The organism is Arthrobacter sp. Ha26 (assembly GCF_059091705.1).
Map to the genome: position 1 here is coordinate 1 of NZ_JBNHGX010000021.1, position 230 is coordinate 230.

Below are 230 nucleotides of genomic sequence, written 5' to 3' on the forward strand. Positions count from 1 at the left end.
TACCATCGGCGCTGTGGGTCTTAGCTTCCGGGTTCGGAATGGGACCGGGCGTTTCCCCCACGCTATGACCGCCGTAACCCTTGCTCCGCGCACCCCTTGTGTGGGGTGGGGGAAATCTTTGTGGTTACAACATTGTGTGGTGTTGTTATTCAATTGTGTGTTCCCTTGGGCAACGAACCGGTTTGGTTTGTTGTTTGGGAACCACATAGTGGACGCAAGCAGTCTTGTTT

Annotated in this window: 1 rRNA gene; it reads right to left on the minus strand. The window is 53.9% G+C overall.

Features of this window, described 5'->3' with window-relative positions:
- Positions 1-76: ribosomal RNA gene (rrf, locus tag AC5RVY_RS19085) — 5S ribosomal RNA — on the minus strand; the annotation flags it as partial.
- Between the last annotated feature and the right edge of the window lie 154 nt (positions 77-230).